15 protein-coding genes and 6 tRNA genes are annotated in these 19,810 nt (G+C 59.0%); 19 read left to right on the forward strand and 2 right to left on the reverse strand.

Annotated features, from left to right (window positions below):
* Nucleotides 1-8: 8 nt before the first annotated feature.
* On the reverse strand, nucleotides 9-2,045 hold the full coding sequence (gene nagE, locus CRO23_RS18245) for an N-acetylglucosamine-specific PTS transporter subunit IIBC (RefSeq protein ID WP_028127712.1): 2,037 nt from the start codon (nucleotides 2,043-2,045) through the stop codon (nucleotides 9-11).
* A 334-nt stretch (nucleotides 2,046-2,379) separates the two neighbouring features.
* Between nagE and nagB the strand changes: the two genes are divergently transcribed.
* From nagB to CRO23_RS18305, 12 genes are all read left to right on the forward strand, one after another.
* Nucleotides 2,380-3,180 carry a glucosamine-6-phosphate deaminase gene (nagB, locus tag CRO23_RS18250; protein WP_016928758.1) on the forward strand — a complete coding sequence of 267 codons (801 nt, stop codon included), beginning with the start codon at nucleotides 2,380-2,382 and terminating at the stop codon, nucleotides 3,178-3,180.
* Nucleotides 3,181-3,198: 18 nt separating this feature from the next.
* Entirely contained in the window at nucleotides 3,199-4,338 is a 1,140-nt protein-coding gene (nagA, locus tag CRO23_RS18255) for an N-acetylglucosamine-6-phosphate deacetylase (RefSeq protein ID WP_016928759.1), read from the forward strand.
* Between the two features lie 27 nt (nucleotides 4,339-4,365).
* Nucleotides 4,366-5,586, forward strand: coding sequence for a DNA-binding transcriptional regulator NagC (gene nagC, locus CRO23_RS18260; RefSeq protein ID WP_016928760.1), 1,221 nt, complete (start codon nucleotides 4,366-4,368; stop codon nucleotides 5,584-5,586).
* A 67-nt stretch (nucleotides 5,587-5,653) separates the two neighbouring features.
* Complete coding sequence (locus tag CRO23_RS18265) at nucleotides 5,654-6,406, forward strand: HAD-IIA family hydrolase (RefSeq protein ID WP_004939957.1); 753 nt, start codon at nucleotides 5,654-5,656, stop codon at nucleotides 6,404-6,406.
* Nucleotides 6,407-6,595: 189 nt separating this feature from the next.
* Entirely contained in the window at nucleotides 6,596-8,038 is a 1,443-nt protein-coding gene (locus CRO23_RS18270) for a carbohydrate-binding protein (protein WP_089185620.1), read from the forward strand.
* 284 nt (nucleotides 8,039-8,322) lie between these two features.
* Nucleotides 8,323-9,987 (forward strand): asparagine synthase B, encoded by a 1,665-nt coding sequence (gene asnB, locus CRO23_RS18275; RefSeq protein WP_097102614.1) that lies wholly within the window; start codon nucleotides 8,323-8,325, stop codon nucleotides 9,985-9,987.
* Nucleotides 9,988-10,206: 219 nt separating this feature from the next.
* A tRNA-Met gene (locus CRO23_RS18280) sits at nucleotides 10,207-10,283 on the forward strand.
* Nucleotides 10,284-10,299: 16 nt separating this feature from the next.
* Nucleotides 10,300-10,384: transfer RNA gene (locus CRO23_RS18285), tRNA-Leu, on the forward strand.
* Nucleotides 10,385-10,414: 30 nt separating this feature from the next.
* Nucleotides 10,415-10,489: transfer RNA gene (locus CRO23_RS18290), tRNA-Gln, on the forward strand.
* A gap of 44 nt (nucleotides 10,490-10,533) precedes the next feature.
* Nucleotides 10,534-10,608, forward strand: a tRNA-Gln gene (locus CRO23_RS18295).
* Between the two features lie 41 nt (nucleotides 10,609-10,649).
* Nucleotides 10,650-10,726 (forward strand) — tRNA-Met (locus CRO23_RS18300).
* A gap of 4 nt (nucleotides 10,727-10,730) precedes the next feature.
* Nucleotides 10,731-10,805, forward strand: a tRNA-Gln gene (locus CRO23_RS18305).
* 87 nt (nucleotides 10,806-10,892) lie between these two features.
* Here the strand turns inward: CRO23_RS18305 and ubiF are convergent.
* Entirely contained in the window at nucleotides 10,893-12,074 is a 1,182-nt protein-coding gene (gene ubiF / locus CRO23_RS18310) for a 3-demethoxyubiquinol 3-hydroxylase (protein ID WP_048796867.1), read from the reverse strand.
* Between the two features lie 197 nt (nucleotides 12,075-12,271).
* Here ubiF and miaB point away from each other — a divergent pair, with 197 nt between their 5' ends.
* From miaB to CRO23_RS18345, 7 genes are all read left to right on the forward strand, one after another.
* Nucleotides 12,272-13,696 carry a tRNA (N6-isopentenyl adenosine(37)-C2)-methylthiotransferase MiaB gene (gene miaB / locus CRO23_RS18315; RefSeq protein WP_004939964.1) on the forward strand — a complete coding sequence of 475 codons (1,425 nt, stop codon included), beginning with the start codon at nucleotides 12,272-12,274 and terminating at the stop codon, nucleotides 13,694-13,696.
* Between the two features lie 119 nt (nucleotides 13,697-13,815).
* The gene (locus CRO23_RS18320; protein WP_016928764.1) at nucleotides 13,816-14,151 is read left to right on the forward strand and encodes a zinc ribbon domain-containing protein YjdM; all 336 of its coding nucleotides are present in this window, start codon (nucleotides 13,816-13,818) and stop codon (nucleotides 14,149-14,151) included.
* A gap of 234 nt (nucleotides 14,152-14,385) precedes the next feature.
* Nucleotides 14,386-15,441 carry a PhoH family protein gene (locus tag CRO23_RS18325; protein ID WP_025301852.1) on the forward strand — a complete coding sequence of 352 codons (1,056 nt, stop codon included), beginning with the start codon at nucleotides 14,386-14,388 and terminating at the stop codon, nucleotides 15,439-15,441.
* Nucleotides 15,438-15,911 (forward strand): rRNA maturation RNase YbeY, encoded by a 474-nt coding sequence (gene ybeY, locus CRO23_RS18330; RefSeq protein ID WP_016928766.1) that lies wholly within the window; start codon nucleotides 15,438-15,440, stop codon nucleotides 15,909-15,911. Before CRO23_RS18325 ends, ybeY begins: the two co-directional genes overlap by 4 nt.
* Nucleotides 15,912-15,996: 85 nt before the next feature.
* Nucleotides 15,997-16,875 carry a CNNM family magnesium/cobalt transport protein CorC gene (gene corC / locus CRO23_RS18335; protein WP_004939973.1) on the forward strand — a complete coding sequence of 293 codons (879 nt, stop codon included), beginning with the start codon at nucleotides 15,997-15,999 and terminating at the stop codon, nucleotides 16,873-16,875.
* Between the two features lie 7 nt (nucleotides 16,876-16,882).
* Nucleotides 16,883-18,412, forward strand: coding sequence for an apolipoprotein N-acyltransferase (gene lnt / locus CRO23_RS18340; protein ID WP_016928767.1), 1,530 nt, complete (start codon nucleotides 16,883-16,885; stop codon nucleotides 18,410-18,412).
* A gap of 394 nt (nucleotides 18,413-18,806) precedes the next feature.
* Nucleotides 18,807-19,703 carry an amino acid ABC transporter substrate-binding protein gene (locus tag CRO23_RS18345; protein WP_004939976.1) on the forward strand — a complete coding sequence of 299 codons (897 nt, stop codon included), beginning with the start codon at nucleotides 18,807-18,809 and terminating at the stop codon, nucleotides 19,701-19,703.
* The last annotated feature ends 107 nt before the right edge of the window (nucleotides 19,704-19,810 follow it).

Raw genomic sequence — 19,810 nt, forward strand, 5'->3', positions numbered from 1 at the left:
AAACGGCCTTACTTTTGGATCTCGTACAGCTTGGTCTGGCCGGCGACCACTGAGCCGCTGGCCAGCGCCGCCAGGCCGGCATAGTCGTCAGAGTTGCTGACCACCACCGGGCTGATCATCGAACGCGCATTGGCGTTCAGGTAATCCAAATCCAGTTCCAGAATCGGTTGACCGGCTTTCACTTCCGCGCCCTCTTCCACCAGGCGTTTGAAGCCCTGGCCTTCCAGCGCGACGGTGTCGATCCCCATGTGCACCACAATCTCAGCGCCCTTGTCGGTTTCCAGGCAGAAGGCGTGGTTGGTATTGAAGATTTTCACCACGGTGCCGTCAGCCGGCGACACGACGATGTTGTCGGTCGGGCGAATCGCCAGGCCGTCGCCTACCGCCTTGCTGGCGAAGGCTTCGTCCGGCACCTGATCGAGCGCCACCACTTCACCGGTTACCGGCGCCACCAGCGTTTCAAACGCGGCTTTCGGTGCGTTCGGCACCGCCTGCGGTTTGGCTTCCGCAGCAGGAGCCGCCGCCGGAGCCGCCGCAGCCGCCACCGGGCCGGCCGCAATTACGTTGCGCATTGCGCTGGCAATCAGCTCGGCACGGGTGCCGACGATCACTTGCACGCTCTGCTTGTTCAGACGGATAACGCCCGACGCGCCGAGGCGCTTCGCCAATGCGTCGTTCACCAGCGCAGAGTCCTTCACGTTCAAACGCAGTCGGGTGATGCAGGCGTCGATGCCGGTCAGGTTGTCGGAGCCGCCGATCGCGCCGACGTAGCGACGGGCCAGCGTGGTGGTTTCATTCTCGTCTTTACCGGCGCTGCTGTTGACGTTGACGTCATAACCGTCGGTTTCGTCACCGGCAACCGCCAGCTCGCGGCCCGGGGTCATCAGGTTGAACTTGTTGATGGTGAAGCGGAACACCACATAGTAGATAACGAAGAACACCAGGCCCTGCGGGATCAGCATATACCAGTGGGTCGCCAGCGGGTTACGCACCCACAGCATCATATCCACCAGGCCGGCGCTGAAACCGAAGCCTGAAATCCAATGCATGTTAGCAGCGATGAACACCGAGATACCGGTCAGCACGGCGTGGATCACGTACAGCACCGGCGCCACGAACATGAAGGAGAACTCCAGCGGTTCGGTGATGCCGGTAAAGAAGGCAGCGAATGCCCCTGCCATCATGATCCCCAGCACCTTCGCCTTATTCTCAGGACGCGCGCAGTGATAGATGGCCAGCGCCGCGCCCGGCAGACCGAACATCATGATCGGGAAGAAGCCCGCCTGATAACGGCCGGTGATGCCAACAACCGCTTTACCCGCATCAATCGACTGCTGGCCGCCGAGGAAGTTAGGGATATCGTTGATGCCGGCCACGTCGAACCAGAACACCGAGTTCAGCGCGTGGTGCAAGCCGACCGGGATCAGCAGGCGGTTGAAGAAGGCATAGATGCCCGCGCCGACGGAGCCCAATTTTTGGATGTGTTCGCCGAAGCTCACCAGAGCGCCGAACACGACTGGCCAGACGAACATCAGGATGTAAGCGACCAGGATCATCAGGAAGGAAATGAGGATCGGCACCAAACGGCGGCCGCTGAAGAACGACAGCGCCTTAGGCAGCTCAACGCCGCTGAAGCGGTTGTACACTTCGGCGGAGATGATACCCACCAGAATACCGACGAACTGGTTCTCAATCTTGCCGAACGCGGCAGGCACCTGATCGAGCGGGATCTTCTGAATCATCGACACGGCGGCCGGTGAACAGAGGGTAGTCAGCACCAGGAAACCGACGAAGCCGGTCAGTGCGGCAGAGCCGTCCTTGTCTTTGGACATGCCGTAGGCGACACCAACGGCGAACAACACCGCCATATGATCGATAATCGCAGAGCCAGACTTAATCAATAAGGCAGCGAAAGCGTTGTCGCCGCCCCAACCAACAGGGTCAATCCAGTACCCGACGCCCATCAAGATGGCGGCGGCGGGCAGCGTGGCGACCGGCACCATCAGCGCCCGTCCCACCTTTTGCAAATAACTAAGAATGTTCACCTTTTCCCCCTATGTTGTCCGCGGACGGACCCTATTAGTAGTTTATTTGAAGCTCTCACTACCTTTTTAGAAACAATGCTTGGCACGTATCACTCATGCCGAGTGTAAAAAATTTATTTTGTATCGCAAATTAAAACCTCCCTTTTTGTGATAAATATCACCAAAAAGTAGTCTTCACCTCCCAGATTGCTGGCCATCACACAAAACTTATTTTATCATTCAAAAAATCAACCGGACGGACGATTCACGCGAGAATCATAAAGCTGGGTTACGCTTAGGACTCCCGCAGGCCCGTACAGTATAGCTTTAGTTTACTTATCCCAAGAGGTGTTAGATGAGACTTATCCCACTGAAAGATACCGCACAAGTCGGCAAATGGGCCGCGCGTCATATCGTTCAACGCATCAACGCATTCAAGCCAACCGCAGAGCGCCCGTTTGTACTCGGCCTGCCTACCGGCGGCACGCCGCTGGAAGCCTACAAACATCTGATTGCGATGCACAAAGCAGGTGAAGTAAGCTTTAAGCATGTTGTGACTTTCAACATGGACGAGTACGTTGGCCTGCCGCAGGAACACCCGGAAAGCTACCACACCTTCATGTACCGCAACTTCTTTGACCACATTGATATTCCTCGTGAAAATATCAATCTGCTGAACGGCAACGCCGCGGATGTCGACGCCGAGTGCCGCCAGTACGAAGAGAAGATCAAGTCTTACGGCAAAATTAACCTGTTCATGGGCGGCGTGGGTATCGACGGCCATATCGCGTTCAACGAGCCGGCTTCGTCCCTGGCTTCGCGCACCCGCATCAAAACGCTGACCGAAGACACCCGCATCGCCAACTCGCGCTTCTTCGGCGGCGACGTCAGCCTGGTGCCGAAATATGCGCTGACCGTCGGCGTGGGTACGCTGCTGGACGCGGAAGAGGTGATGATCCTGGTGACCGGCCACGCCAAGGCGCAGGCGCTGGAAGCCGCTGTGGAAGGCAACATCAACCACATGTGGACCATCAGCTGCCTGCAGCTGCACGCCAAAGCGGTGGTGGTGTGCGACGAACCGGCCACCATGGAACTGAAAGTCAAAACCGTCAAATATTTCCGCGAGTTAGAAGCGGAAAGCGTGAAAAGTCTTTAATCTTTGCAGGGGGCTACGATGTTCGCTTTAACCCACGGCCGAATCTATACCGGCCACGACGTACTTGATGACCATGCAGTCATTATCGCTGATGGGCTGATTGAGAAAGTCTGCCCGGTGGCTGAATTGCCCGCCGGCATCGAAACGCGCGACCTGGGTGGCGCCATCCTGGCCCCCGGGCTTATCGACGTGCAGCTGAACGGCTGCGGCGGCGTCCAGTTCAACGATTCGCTGGAAGCCATCTCGGAAGAAACGCTGGAGATCATGCAGCGCGCCAACGAGAAATCCGGCTGCACCAGCTATCTGCCGACGCTGATCACCAGCAGCGACGAATTCATGAAGCACAGCGTCGACGTGATGCGCGCTTATCTGAAAAAGCACCAAAACCAGGCGTTGGGCCTGCACCTGGAAGGGCCGTACCTCAGCCCGGTGAAAAAAGGCACCCACAACCCGGCGTTCATTCGCAAGCCGTCCCAGGACATGATCGATTACCTGTGCGCCAACGCCGACGTGATCACCAAGGTGACGCTGGCGCCGGAAATGGTTGAGCCGCACTTTATCAAGCAGCTGACCGAGGCCGGCATCGTGGTCTCCGCCGGCCACTCGAACGCCACCTACGATCAGGCGCGCACCGGCTTCGCCGCCGGCATCAGCTTCGCCACCCACCTGTACAACGCCATGCCGTATATCACCGGCCGCGAACCGGGGCTGATGGGGGCTATCTTCGATACGCCGGAGGTCTATACCGGCATCATCGCCGACGGCCATCACGTAGCCTGGGCGAGTATCCGTAACGCCAAACGCCTGAAAGGTGATAAATTGGTCTTGGTCACCGACGCGACCGCACCGGCGGGTGCAGATATTGACCAATTTATTTTCGCCGGTAAAACAATATACTATCGGGATGGGCTGTGCGTGGATGAGAACGGCACCCTGAGCGGTTCCGCGCTGACCATGATCGAAGCGGTGCAAAACAGCGTCGAGCATATCGGCATCGCGCTGGACGAAGCGCTGCGCATGGCGACGCTGTACCCGGCGCGCGCGATCGGCGTCGATCACCGTCTGGGCACCCTCGAAGCCGGCAAGGTGGCTAACCTGACCGCCTTCACCCGTGATTTCAAGATCACCAAAACGCTCGTTAACGGTAACGAGGTTTAATTCAATGAACAGCGAGTAACATTATTGATGAGCACTGGCGGACAAGCACAAATAGGGAACGTTGACTTAGTCAAACAACTTAACGGCGCGGCAGTTTATCGCCTGATCGACCAACAGGGCCCGATCTCGCGCATTCAAATCGCCGAACTCAGCCAGCTCGCCCCCGCCAGCGTCACTAAGATTACTCGCCAGCTGCTGGAGCGCGGGTTGATCAAAGAAGTCGATCAGCAAGCCTCCACCGGCGGCCGCCGCGCGATCTCCATCGTGTCGGAAACCCGTCATTTCCATACCGTCGCGGTGCGCCTCGGCCGCCACGACGCCACCATCACGCTGTATGACATGAGCGGTAAATCGCTCAGTGAAGAACACTATCCGCTGCCGGAACGCACCCAGGAAACGCTGGAGAATGCGCTGTTCGCCGCCATCACTCAATTCATCGAAGCGAACCAGCGCCGCCTGCGCGAGCTGATCGCCATCGCGGTGATCCTGCCCGGCCTGGTGGATCCGGCGCTGGGCGTGGTGCGCTATATGCCGCACATCAGCGTCAGCAACTGGGCGCTGGTGGACAACCTGCAGCAGCGCTTTAACGTCACCAGCTTCGTCGGCCACGATATCCGCAGCCTGGCGCTGGCGGAGCACTACTTCGGCGCCACCCGCGACTGCGAAGACTCGATATTGGTGCGCCTGCACCGCGGCACCGGCGCCGGCATCATCGTCAACGGGCAGATTTTTCTCGGCAACAACGGCAACGTCGGCGAGATCGGCCATATCCAGATCGATCCGCTCGGCGAACGCTGCCACTGCGGCAACTTCGGCTGCCTGGAAACGGTGGCCGCCAACGCGGCGATCGAACAGCGCGTGCGCCAGCTGCTGAGCCAGGGCTACCCGAGCAAACTGACGCTGGAAGACTGCGGCATCAACGCCATCTGCAAGGCCGCCAACCGCGGCGATCTGCTGGCCAGCGAAGTGATCGAACACGTCGGCCGCTATCTGGGCAAGGCGGTGGCCATCGCCATCAACCTGTTCAATCCGCAGAAGGTGGTGATCGCCGGTGAGATCACCGAAGCGGACAAGGTGTTGCTGCCGGCGATCCAAAGCTGCATCAATACCCAGGTGCTGAAGGACTTCCGCAAAAATCTGCCGGTGGTGACCTCCGAACTCAATCATCGCTCGGCGATCGGCGCTTTCGCCCTGGCCAAACGCGCGATGCTCAACGGCGTGCTCTTGCAGCGATTGCTGGAAAGCTGATCCGCCGCTTCTGGCAGGTGTGTTATCGTCACTTCTTGCCTGCCGTAATCATGAGAAACAGCGACAAATGAAAATCAAAAACGTTATATGCGATATCGACGGCGTGCTGCTGCATGACAATACGCCGGTGCCCGGCGCCGATCTGTTCCTGGCGCGCATCCAGGAACAAGGCATGCCGCTGGTGGTGCTGACCAACTACCCGTCACAGACCGCACAGGATCTGGCGAACCGCTTCGCCGCCGCCGGGCTGGAAGTGCCGGAGAGCGCGTTCTATACCTCGGCGATGGCCACCGCCGACTTCCTGCGCCGTCAGGAAGGCAAAAAAGCCTATGTGGTCGGCGAAGGCGCGCTGATCCATGAGCTGTACAAAGCCGGTTTCACCATCACCGACATCAACCCGGATTTTGTGATCGTCGGTGAAACCCGCTCTTACAACTGGGACATGATGCACAAAGCCGCCTACTTCGTCAGTAACGGCGCGCGCTTTATCGCGACCAATCCGGATAGCCACGGCCACGGCTTCTCGCCGGCCTGCGGCGCCCTGTGCGCGCCCATCGAGAAGATCACCGGCCGCAAGCCGTTTTATGTCGGCAAGCCCAGCCCGTGGATCATTCGCGCCGCACTGAACAAAATGCAGGCGCACTCGGAAGAGACGGTGATCGTCGGCGACAACCTGCGCACCGACATTCTGGCGGGCTTCCAGGCCGGCCTGGAAACCGTGCTGGTGCTGTCCGGCGTCTCCACGCTGAGCGACATCGAAACCATGCCGTTCCGCCCGAGCTACGTCTACCCTTCCGTCGCCGATATCACCATCTTCTGATCCATCGATGGCGGCTGCCCGGCCGCCATTATTTCCCTCTTCCTGACCGCAGTTTGAATTTAATTCGTTCATGGCCGCAAAAGGTTTCAGCCTGCCTGCGCTAAAAATCCTCATTATAAGTTTACGCCCCGCCAATAGCTGATATTGCCGGCGAGCGAAAAACTCTCCCCCTTAATGAATGAGGCCACCATGAGCACAAATAACATTATTAATGCCGTCGCCGCCGATGACGCGGCCATTATGCCGTCTATCGCCAATAAAAAGATCCTGATGGGTTTCTGGCACAACTGGGCCGCCGGCGCCAGTGACGGTTATCAACAAGGCCAGTTCGCCAATATGAATCTGACCGACATTCCCGCCGAGTACAACGTAGTGGCCGTCGCCTTTATGAAAGGCCAGGGCATCCCGACCTTCAAACCTTACAACCTGTCCGACGCCGAGTTTCGCCGCCAGGTGGGCGTGCTGAACAGCCAGGGCCGCGCGGTGCTGATCTCCCTCGGCGGCGCAGACGCGCATATCGAGCTGAAGACCGGCGACGAAGACAAGCTGAAAGACGAGATTATTCGCCTGGTGGAAGTCTATGGCTTCGACGGCCTGGATATCGATCTGGAACAGGCGGCGATCGGCGCCGCCAATAATAAAACCGTCTTGCCTGCGGCATTGAAAAAAGTAAAAGACCATTACGCCGCGCAGGGGAAAAACTTTATTATCAGCATGGCGCCGGAATTCCCGTATTTGCGCACCAACGGCACCTATCTGGATTATATCAACGCCCTTGAAGGCTATTACGACTTTATTGCGCCGCAATATTACAACCAGGGCGGCGACGGTATTTGGGTGGATGAACTCAACGCCTGGATCACGCAGAATAACGACGCCATGAAAGAGGACTTCCTCTACTATCTGACGGAAAGCCTGGTCACCGGCACCCGCGGCTATGCGAAAATCCCGGCGGCGAAATTCGTCATCGGCCTGCCGAGCAACAACGATGCCGCCGCCACCGGCTACGTGATCGACAAACAGGCGGTGTATAACGCCTTCGCGCGTCTTGACGCCAAAAACCTGTCGATCAAGGGCCTGATGACCTGGTCGATCAACTGGGACAACGGCAAGAGCAAAGCCGGCGTGGCCTACAACTGGGAATTCAAAACCCGCTATGCGCCGCTGATTCAGGGCGGCGTCACCCCGCCGCCGGGAAAGCCTAATGCGCCGACGGCGCTGACGGTCGCCGAGCTGGGCGCCACCTCGCTGAAACTGAGCTGGGCCGCCGCCACCGGCGCGTTACCGATCGCCAGCTACACCGTCTACCGCAACGGCAATCCGATCGGCCAGACCGCCGGCCTGTCGCTGACCGACAGCGGCCTGACCCCGGCCACCCAGTACAGCTACTTCGTTACCGCAACCGACAGCCAGGGCAATACCTCGCTGCCGAGCAGCGCGCTGGCGGTCAAAACCGCCAACGACGGCACGCCGCCCGATCCGGGTGCGCCCGAGTGGCAGAACAACCACAGCTACAAAGCCGGCGACGTGGTGAGCTATAAAGGCAAGAAATACACCTGTATCCAGGCGCACACTTCCAACGCCGGCTGGACGCCGGACGCCGCCTTCACCCTGTGGCAGCTCATCGCCTAATCGCTAATCGATTGCCGGTCAAACTGGCCGGCAATCTCGCCATCACGCTAAAAATTGCATAATCGATAATTTTTCACGCCGATAACTGAACATCCGTTAAAAACCGCACCTAAGCAAACAACTATTTCTCAACGCATGGCTAAAACGCTTGCATCTCCCGCAGCTTTTGGCGCATTTTCATAACCACAGCGCAGCAAAACCGGGTTATCGCTGATAAATCGGCAATGCTGCCCATAAGAGTAAAAAACAACATCACAGTCATAAAAGCCCGTTAGGAGAGTTGTATGTGTTCTATTTTCGGTGTGCTCGATCTGAAGTCCGATCCCGTTGAACTGCGTAAAAAAGCGCTGGAGCTGTCACGTCTGATGCGCCACCGCGGCCCGGATTGGTCCGGCGTTTACGCCAGCGACAAAGCCATTCTGGCTCACGAACGCCTGTCGATCGTCGACGTCAACAACGGCGCTCAACCGCTGTACAACGCTGCGCACACCCACGTTCTGGCGGTCAACGGCGAAATTTACAACCATCAGACGCTGCGCCAACAGCTGAGCGACCGCTACGCGTTCCAGACCGGTTCCGACTGTGAAGTGATCCTGGCGCTGTACCAGGAGAAAGGCCCGGACTTCCTCGACGATCTGCAAGGCATGTTCGCCTTCGCCCTGTATGACACCGAAAAAGACGCCTACCTGATCGGCCGCGATCACCTGGGCATCATTCCGCTGTACATGGGCCACGACGAGCACGGCAACCTGTACGTCGCCTCGGAAATGAAAGCGCTGGTGCCGGTGTGCCGCACCATCAAGGAATTCCCGGCCGGCAGCTATCTGTGGAGCCAGGACGGTGAGATCCGTGAATATTATCGCCGCGACTGGTTCGATTACGACAGCGTCAAGGACAACGTGACCGACGCCGCCGCCCTGCGCACCGCGCTGGAAGAGTCGGTGAAAAGCCACCTGATGTCCGACGTGCCCTACGGCGTGCTGCTGTCGGGCGGGCTGGATTCCTCGGTCATCTCGGCGATCACCAAGAAATACGCCGCGCGCCGCGTGGAGGATCAGGAACGCAGCGAGGCCTGGTGGCCGCAGCTGCACTCCTTCGCCGTCGGCCTGGAAGGCTCGCCGGATTTGCGCGCCGCGCAAGAGGTGGCCAACCATCTGGGCACCGTGCACCATGAAATCCACTTCACCGTGCAGGAAGGCCTGGACGCCATCCGCGACGTGATTTATCACATCGAAACCTACGACGTCACCACCATTCGCGCCTCGACGCCGATGTACCTGATGTCGCGCAAAATCAAGGCGATGGGCATCAAGATGGTGCTCTCCGGCGAAGGCGCGGACGAAGTGTTCGGCGGCTACCTGTACTTCCATAAGGCACCGGACGCCCGCGAATTCCACGAAGAGACCGTGCGTAAACTGCTGGCGCTGCACATGTTCGACTGCGCGCGCGCCAACAAGGCGATGTCCGCCTGGGGCGTCGAAGCCCGCGTGCCGTTCCTGGACAAGAAATTCCTCGACGTGGCGATGCGCATCAACCCGAAAGATAAAATGTGCGGCAACGGCAAAATGGAAAAACACATCGTTCGCGAATGTTTCGAGTCCTATTTGCCGGCCAGCGTGGCCTGGCGCCAGAAAGAGCAGTTCTCCGACGGCGTTGGCTACAGTTGGATCGACACGCTAAAAGAGGTCGCTGCGCAGCAAATCAGCGATCAACAGCTCGAAACCGCGCGTTTCCGCTTCCCGTACAACACGCCGAGCTCTAAAGAAGGCTACCTGTACCGCGAAATCTTCGAGGAGCTGTTCCCGCTGCCGAGCGCCGCCGAATGCGTGCCGGGCGGCCCGTCCGTCGCCTGCTCGTCCGCCAAGGCCATCGAATGGGACGAATCGTTCAAGAAGATGGACGATCCTTCCGGCCGCGCCGTCGGCGTGCATCAGGCCGCCTATAAATAATCGCGCGGCGTTTTCCCTTGGGGCGGGCCTTTTGGCCCGCCTTTTTGTTGCCTTTTTCCTCCGCCAACTGCCTGAATTGCCGATTTTATCGCCATAATGTTCACAACCCAGACAAACGGCGCTTCCGGGCGCTTTTTCGGGAAAAAACTTGTTGACGCAAATCGGTCATATACGCATAATGCGCCCCGCAACGCCGATGAAGGCAAAGCAAAAAAAGAGGGCTACGTAGCTCAGCTGGTTAGAGCACATCACTCATAATGATGGGGTCACAGGTTCGAATCCCGTCGTAGCCACCATCTCTTTTTTGCATTTGCGGGAGTGGCGAAATTGGTAGACGCACCAGATTTAGGTTCTGGCGCCGCAAGGTGTGCGAGTTCAAGTCTCGCCTCCCGCACCATTTCTCTTCATCGTCGGCGCAGTATGTTGATGGGGTATCGCCAAGCGGTAAGGCACCGGTTTTTGATACCGGCATTCCCTGGTTCGAATCCAGGTACCCCAGCCATATTCTTTCGGGAACGGGGTTTCAACATAAGATTTGTTTGCAGGTGGGGTATCGCCAAGCGGTAAGGCACCGGTTTTTGATACCGGCATTCCCTGGTTCGAATCCAGGTACCCCAGCCATAACAAACTGCTTGCAAATCAAAGAAGTAAAAAGTAACATCGGCTACGTAGCTCAGCTGGTTAGAGCACATCACTCATAATGATGGGGTCACAGGTTCAAATCCCGTCGTAGCCACCATAATTGGGGTGTCGCCAAGCGGTAAGGCTCTGGTTTCTGATACCAGCATACCCAGGTTCGAATCCTGGCACCCCAGCCATATTTAGAAAAGCCCGCTTCGGCGGGCTTTTTGCTGTCTGGCGTTCAGCCAATCCTAACGGGCCCAGCCGCCGCTGAGCCCTACCGGTTACAATCCCAACGCGTACTTCAACGCATGCTCTTTCAGCTTGCCCGCCCGCTGCGCGGCCATCAGCGCCAGATTGCGCGCCACGTTCAGCGGCGCCAGGTTATTGCTGAAGGCGGTATAAAACAGATCCATGCCGCTCTGCATCAGCAGATTGTCGGTGCGACGGCGACGCTGATAACGCAACAGCACCGCCTCGCTGCTCCAGTCCTCTCCCTGATCCCGCGCCTCGCTCAACACATTCAACAAGGCATCCACATCGCGATACCCCAGATTGACGCCCTGCCCGGCCAGCGGGTTGATGGTATGCGCGGCATCCCCCAGCAGCGCCAGCCCCGGCAGCACGTAACGCTGCGCATGACGCCGCGTCAACGGGAACGATCCGGCGGCGTGCACCTTGACCGGGCCCAGTCGCGCTGGAAAAGCGGCGGCGATCTCGCGCTCCAGCTGCGCCGGCGGCATCGCCTGCAGTTGGCGAATGCGCTGCGGGCTGTCATACCACACCAGCGATGCCCAGCTGTCGTACAGCGGCAGGAAGGCGCGCGGCCCGGACGGGAAGAAGCGCTGCCAGGTCACATCCTGCTGCGGCGCGCCGGTATCGACGGTGATCAACATGCATGCCTGACGATACTGCCAACCGTTGGTGCCGATCGCCGCCAGCTTGCGTACCTGCGAGTTGGCACCATCGGCGCCGATAACCAGCCGCGCCTGCAGCGTTTCACCGCTGTCCAGCGTCAACTGCCAGGCCTTGTCCGCCCGCTGCAGCGATTGCAGCCTGGCGGGGCACAGCAACGTCAGATTGGCGCACTGCGCGAACTGCTGCCACAGCGCCAGCTGCAGAATACGGTTTTCCACCATAAAGCCCAGCTCCGGCAGCCCCAGGGACACCGCGTCGAACGCCACCCGCGACGATGCCCATTCCCAGGTCTCCAGCCGGCGATACGGCGCCGTGCGCATCGCCGTCACGGCCGGCCAGGCGCCGAGCTGTTTCAGCAGCCCCACCGAGGTGCAGCCGATAGCGGAAATGCGCAGGTCCGGCGGGCTTTGCGCCTCGAACGCCTGCGGCGCCTGATGTTCCAGCAACGCCACCGACCAGCCCGCCTGCGCCAGCCCGAGGGCCGCCGCCGCGCCGACCATGCCGCCGCCCACCACCACCGCGTCATACCGATTTTGAGATGTCTTCATATTGGCTATGTTTTCTGTGTGAATGCTCGCCATCCCACCCGGGATGGCGTTTTGCGCAGTGTACCGGATTTTCGCTTCGGCTTCAGGTTGCGTGCCATTTTCCCCCGCGCTGGTCACAACGGCGGCAAATGATTACAATACGCGCCCTGCATGTCGCGTAACGCAACTTTCGCTCCGCACTGAGTAATGGCAAGTCAATGACGAAAAAACTACATATCAAAACCTGGGGCTGCCAGATGAATGAGTACGATTCATCGAAAATGGCCGACCTGTTGAACAGCACGCACGGCTTCGAGTGGACCGACAACGCCGAAGAAGCGGACGTGCTGTTGCTGAACACCTGCTCGATCCGCGAAAAAGCGCAGGAGAAAGTTTTCGCCATGCTGGGGCGCTGGCGCTTGCTGAAAGAAAAGAACCCGTCTGTCATCATCGGGGTCGGCGGTTGCGTGGCCTCGCAAGAAGGGGAGCTTATCCGCAGCCGCGCGCCCTGCGTCGACGTGGTATTCGGCCCGCAGACCCTGCACCGCCTGCCGGAAATGATCAACCACGTTCAGGGCACCCGCAGCCCGGTGGTCGATATCAGCTTCCCGGAGATCGAAAAGTTCGACCGCCTGCCGGAGCCGCGCGCCGAAGGCCCGACCGCATTCGTGTCGATCATGGAAGGCTGCAACAAATACTGCACTTTCTGCGTGGTGCCTTACACCCGCGGCGAGGAAGTGAGCCGCCCGAGCGACGACGTGCTGTTCGAAATCGCCCAGTTGGCGGCGCAGGGCGTGCGCGAGGTCAACCTGCTCGGCCAAAACGTCAACGCTTACCGCGGCGCCACGCATGACGGCGATATCTGCTCGTTCGCCGAACTGCTGCGCCTGGTGGCCGCCATCGACGGCATCGATCGCATTCGCTTCACCACCAGCCACCCTATCGAGTTCACCGACGATATCATCGCGGTGTACGAAGACACGCCGGAGCTGGTCAGCTTCCTGCATCTGCCGGTGCAGAGTGGTTCGGATCGCATCCTGACCATGATGAAACGCGCGCACACCGCGCTGGAGTACAAGGCGATTATCCGCAAGCTGCGCAAGGCGCGCCCGAATATTCAGCTCAGCTCCGATTTCATCGTCGGTTTCCCGGGCGAGAGCCAGGCCGACTTCGAACAGACCATGAACCTGATCGCCGACGTCAACTTCGACGTCAGCTTCAGCTTCATCTATTCGTCGCGCCCCGGTACGCCGGCGGCGGACATGGTTGACGACGTCAGCGAAGAAGAGAAAAAGCAGCGGCTGTACATTCTGCAGGATCGCATCAACCAGCAGGCGCTGCAATTCAGCCGCCGCATGCTCGGCACCGTCCAGCGTATTCTGGTGGAAGGCACCTCGCGCAAAAGCGTGATGGAACTGGCCGGGCGCACGGAATGCAACCGTGTGGTAAACTTCGAAGGCACGCCTGACATGATCGGCCAGTTTGTCGACGTGGAAATTACCGAGGTGCTGACCAACACCCTGCGTGGCGCAGTGGTGCGCACCGAACAGCAGATGGATCTGCGCGTACATGAATCCCCGCAGTCGGTGATCGCCCGTACCCGCAAAGAAAACGCGCTGGGCGTCGGCATTTACCAGCCCTGACGCCGCGGCGGCCGCCTTATCGCCGCCCATTCACGCTATTCCTTACCGTTTCTCCGCCGGGCGTCCGCGCCCGGTGATGTTCTTTTTTCTATTTTTTATTGTTGAAGAGGCGACATAACATGCAACTCCCACACTGCCCGAAGTGCAACTCCGAATACACCTACCAGGACAATGCCCTGTTCATCTGCCCTGAGTGCGCCCACGAGTGGAGCGACAGCGCCCCGGCGGAAGATCAGGATGCGCTGATCGTCAAAGACGCCAACGGCAACCTGCTGGCGGACGGCGATGCGGTCACCGTGGTCAAAGACCTGAAAGTCAAAGGCAGCTCCTCGATGCTGAAGATCGGCACCAAGGTGAAAAACATTCGTCTGGTGGAAGGCGATCACAACATCGACTGCAAAATCGACGGTTTCGGCCCGATGAAACTGAAGTCCGAATTCGTGAAAAAGAACTGATTCCCAGCGGTCTTGTCCTGTGATGACGCGGCGGGCTTTGCGCCCCGCCGCGTTTTTTCCTGATCTTCCCTTGAATTCCGCCGACGGCGCACAGATAGATCAGCGGTAAACTTGCGCCGTTGCGGCGCACCATGAATAATTCAAGAAAGAGAGTATTCAGGCTCGCCCTGAACGCGCGCGTCCCGGACGCGCTATGTGACATCAACCAGGCCCGATGTGACCTAGAGGAATAGTTTGAACGTCGCAACACAAGAAATTTTGTTAGAGCCCGCAGACAACAAGCGTTTGCTCAGCCTGTGCGGCCCGTTTGATGACAACATCAAACAACTCGAGCGCCGATTGGGCATCGAAATCAATCGCCGCGACAACCGTTTCAAGCTGGTCGGCAAGAACCTGTGCGTGGTCGCCGCCGCCGATATCCTGCGCCATCTTTACGTGGATACCGCGCCGATTCGCGGCGTGATCCCGGATATCGATCCGGAGCAAATCCATCTGGCGATCAAAGAGAGCCGGGTGCTGGAACAGGTGGCCGACAGCGTGCCGGATTACGGCAAGGCGGTCACCATTAAAACCAAGCGCGGCATGGTGAAACCGCGCACGCCTAACCAGGCGCAGTACATCGCCAACATTCTCGATCACGACATCACCTTCGGCATCGGCCCGGCGGGCACCGGCAAAACCTACCTGGCGGTCGCCGCTGCGGTGGATGCGCTGGAACGCCAGGAAATTCGCCGCATACTGCTGACCCGCCCCGCGGTCGAAGCCGGCGAAAAGCTGGGCTTCCTGCCGGGCGATCTGAGCCAGAAGGTCGATCCTTATCTGCGCCCGTTGTACGACGCCCTGTTCGAAATGCTGGGCTTCGAGCGCGTGGAGAAGCTCATTGAGCGCAACGTGATCGAAGTCGCGCCGCTGGCCTATATGCGCGGCCGCACGCTGAACGACGCCTTTATCATCCTGGATGAGAGCCAGAACACCACCATCGAGCAGATGAAGATGTTCCTGACGCGCATCGGCTTCAACTCGAAGGCGGTCATCACCGGCGACGTCACCCAGATCGACCTGCCGCGCAACCAGAAATCCGGCCTGCGCCACGCGGTGGAAGTGCTGTCGGACGTGGAGGAGCTGAGCTTCAACTTCTTCCACAGCGAAGACGTGGTGCGCCACCCGGTGGTGGCTCGCGTGGTCATCGCCTATGAGGCCTGGGAAGCGGCCGAACAGAAACGCAAAGACGCGATTGCCGAACAACGTAAGCGCGAGGCGCTCGCCGCCTCCGAGCAGGAGACACCATGAGCCAGGTGATTTTGGATTTGCAGATTGCCTGTGAAAGCAGCGACGGCCTGCCGGATGAGGCCACCTTCCAACGCTGGCTGGAAGGCGTGCTGCCGCAATTTCAGGAAGAGGCCGAGGTGACCGTGCGTCTGGTGGACGAAGCGGAAAGCCACGAGCTGAACCTGACCTACCGCGGCAAAGACAAGCCGACCAACGTGCTCTCTTTCCCGTTCGAAGCCCCACCGGGCATCGAGCTGCCGCTGCTCGGCGATCTGATCATCTGCCGTCAGGTGGTTGAGCAGGAAGCGATTGAGCAAGGCAAAACGCTGGAGGCCCACTGGGCGCATATGGTTGTCCACGGCAGCCTCCATCTGCTAGGGTATGACCACATCGAAGACGATGAAGCCGAAGAAATGGAGTCTTTGGAAACCGAAATCATGCACGGACTGGGCTATCCTGATCCGTACCTGGCGGAAAAAGACCCCGTCTGACGTCAGCCGTTTACCCTACAGCCCCTTTGCGGGGCTGTCGCTGACGCCCCTTAACTCTGACATGAGTGACAGTAACTAAAACGCCATGAGCGACGACCATTCACAAAGCAATGACAGCCCCAGTCCCAAGAAGGGGTTCTTTACTCTTATCCTTAACCAGCTGTTCCACGGCGAGCCCAAAAACCGTGGCGATCTGGTCGAGCTGATCCGCGATTCCGAACAAAACGACCTGATCGATCCCGATACCCGCGACATGCTGGAAGGCGTGATGGATATCGCCGAACAGCGCGTGCGCGACATCATGATCCCCCGCTCCCAGATGGTGACGCTCAAGCGCAACCAGACGCTGGAAGAGTGCCTGGACGTGATTATCGACTCCGCCCACTCGCGCTTCCCGGTGATCAGCGAAGACAAAGATCACATCGAAGGCATCCTGATGGCCAAGGATCTGCTGCCGTTCATGCGCGCAGACTCCGAGCCGTTCAGCATCGACAAGGTGCTGCGCACCGCAGTGGTGGTGCCGGAAAGCAAGCGCGTCGACCGGATGCTGAAAGAGTTCCGCTCCCAGCGCTATCACATGGCGATTGTCATTGACGAATTCGGCGGCGTGTCCGGCCTGGTCACCATCGAAGATATCCTGGAACTGATCGTCGGCGAGATCGAAGACGAATACGACGACGAAGACGATCTGGATATCCGTCAGCTCAGCCGCCACATGTACACCGTGCGCGCGCTGGCGCCGATCGAAGACTTCAACGAAGCCTTCGGCACCCACTTCAGCGACGACGAGGTCGATACCATCGGCGGTCTGGTGATGCAGGCCTTCGGCCACCTGCCGGCGCGCGGGGAAACCATTGAAATCGAAGGTTACCTATTTAAAGTTGCCATGGCCGACAGTCGACGTATCATCCAGGTTCATGTAAAAATTCCGGACGATTCTCCACCACCGAAACTGGAAGATTAAATCCAACATGGCTAAAGCCTCATTACTTGAACGCCAGCGGGTTCGCGCCCTGCTGGCGCTGTTGTCAGGTGCCGGCGGGACGCTGGCGTTCTCGCCCTACGACTTCTGGCCCGCGGCCATCGTTTCCCTGTTCGGCCTGCTGGCCGTTACCCTCAATCGCACCACCAAACAGTCCGCCCTGCTCGGCTTTGTCTGGGGCTTCGGGCTGTTCGGCAGCGGCATCAACTGGGTGTATGTCAGCATCGCCGATTTCGGCGGCATGCCCTTCGCCGTCAACGTCTTCCTGGTGGTACTGCTCGCCGCTTACCTGTCGCTGTATACCGGGCTGTTCGCCGGGCTGTTGACGCGCTTGTGGCCGGCCACCCGCTGGTGGCGGCTGGCCATCGCCGCGCCGGCGCTGTGGCAGGTGACCGAATTCCTGCGCGGCTGGGTGCTGACCGGCTTCCCGTGGCTGCAGTTCGGCTACAGCCAGATCAATGGCCCGCTGAAGGGCATCGCGCCACTGCTGGGCGTCGACGCCATCACCTTTGTGCTGATGGCCATCGCCGGCCTGCTGGTGTACGCCGTCAATCAGCGCCGTCTCTCGGCAGCCGTGATTGCCGCCGCGCTGCTGCTGTTGCCGTGGCCGCTGCGCCAGCTGCAGTGGTTTACCCCGCAGCCGGAGAAAGCGGTAAACGTCGCCATGGTGCAAGGCAACATTCCCCAGTCGATGAAGTGGGATCCGAGCATTCTGCTCAGCACGCTGCAAACCTATCTGGACGAAACCCGCCCCTACATGGGCAAAGCGCCGATCATCATCTGGCCGGAGTCCGCCATCCCTGACTTCGAGCCGCGTCAGAACGGCTTCCTGACCATGATGGATGACCTGATGCGGGCGAAGAACAGCAGCCTGATCACGGGGATCGTCGATGCGCGCGCCACCCCGCAAGGCGTGCAGGAATACAACAGCGCCATCGTGCTGGGCGAACCGACGCCGTACAGCTACCCGGCCAAGGATCGCTACAACAAGCACCACCTGGTGCCGTTCGGCGAGTTCGTGCCGCTGGGTGAACTGTTGCGCCCTATCGCGCCGTTCTTCAATCTGCCGATGTCCGGTTTCAGCCGCGGCGACTACGTGCAGCCGCAGCTCAGCGTACGCGGCTACAACCTGACGGCGGCCATCTGTTACGAAATCGTGTTGGGCCAGCAGGTGCGCGATAACTTCCGCCCGGACACCAACTTCCTGCTGACCATCTCCAACGATGCCTGGTTCGGTCACTCCATCGGCCCGTGGCAGCACTTCCAGATGGCGCGCATGCGGGCGCTGGAGCTCGGCCGGCCGCTGCTGCGCAGCACCAATAACGGCGTTACCGCCGCAGTGGATGCGAACGGCGAGGTGATCGCCGAGATCCCGCAGTTTACCCGCCAGGTGCTCGAAGTGAAGGTCACGCCGACCACCGGCGTCACGCCTTATGCGCGCTTCGGCGCCACACCGCTGTGGGTGATTACCCTGCTGCTGGGCGGCTGGGCGCTGATGTTGGGCTTGCGCCGCAAATAATCCTCTTCGACGGGGCGCGCCCGCCGCGCCCCGCGTTCCCGTCAATATCCCCACCTCAGTCAGAAAACGTCGTTAAATCAACGCGGCTGGCACACTCCTTGCTTTTATCTATGGCGACAACGCGCGCCGGTTTACTTTTGCTGACGTTTTGTCGCACCTGCGCACATTTTGGGTGCATTAAGCGCACCACGCGGGGGCGCCGACGTTTTGTTGCATTGATTTGGTGCGCGCGGCGTCTCAAAAAATGAAACATTTTAGTTTCAATGTGTTCACAATCGGTTATTTTTTAACAGCGTTCAGTTCATAAGACTATCTTTATAACTTGAGCAATAAACAGTCGATTTAACCTGACGCTCTTTAGTCAGAGCCACAACAACAGCAAAGGAGTTGGACCATGCAAATGCGTAAATTGGCGTTATCGTTACTGCTGCTCGGTGCGGCAGGTAGCGTGGCGCATGCGGAAGACCTGACCGGTACGCTGAAGAAAATCAAAGACAATGGCGTGATCGTTGTCGGCCACCGCGAATCGTCAGTGCCGTTCTCCTACTACGACAACCAACAAAAAGTTGTGGGCTACTCTCAGGACTACTCCAACCAAATCGTTGAAGCCGTTAAGAAAAAGCTGAATGCGCCGAATCTGCAGGTGAAAATGCTGCCGATTACCTCGCAGAACCGCATCCCGCTGCTGCAAAACGGCACCTATGATTTCGAGTGCGGCTCCACCACCAATAACCTCGAGCGCCAGAAACAGGCCGCCTTCTCCGACACCATTTTCGTGGTCGGCACCCGCTTGCTGGTGAAAAAAGGATCCGACATCAAAGACTTTAAGGACCTGGCCGGCAAACCGGTGGTGGTCACCTCCGGCACCACCTCCGAAGTGCTGCTGAACAAACTGAACGACAGCGACAAAATGAACATGCGCATCATCAGCGCCAAAGACCACGGCGACTCCTTCCGTACCCTGGAAAGCGGCCGCGCGGTGGCCTTCATGATGGACGACGCCCTGCTGGCGGGCGAACGCGCCAAGGCCAAGAAACCGGATCAGTGGGAAATCATCGGCACGCCGCAGTCGAAAGAAGCCTACGGCTGCATGCTGCGCAAAGACGATCCTGAGTTTAAAAAGCTGGTCGATGACACCATCGCCCAGGCGCAAACTTCCGGTGAAGCGGCCAAGTGGTTTGAGAAATGGTTCAAGCAGCCTATTCCACCGAAAAACCTCAACATGAACTTCGAACTGTCGGACGACATGAAGCAGCTGTTCAAAGAGCCTAACGACAAAGCGTTGAACTAAATAGAACAAAAGCCGGGGCGGCCGCCAGGCCAAACCGGCCCAGTTGATGACTGGGACAGACAGGAATGAGGGGGGCCGTTCCCCTCCCTCATTTTCCCCAAGGCGCA

The sequence above is a fragment of the Serratia sp. JKS296 genome, assembly GCF_900215445.1.
Taxonomy (GTDB): Bacteria; Pseudomonadota; Gammaproteobacteria; order Enterobacterales; family Enterobacteriaceae; genus Serratia; species Serratia marcescens.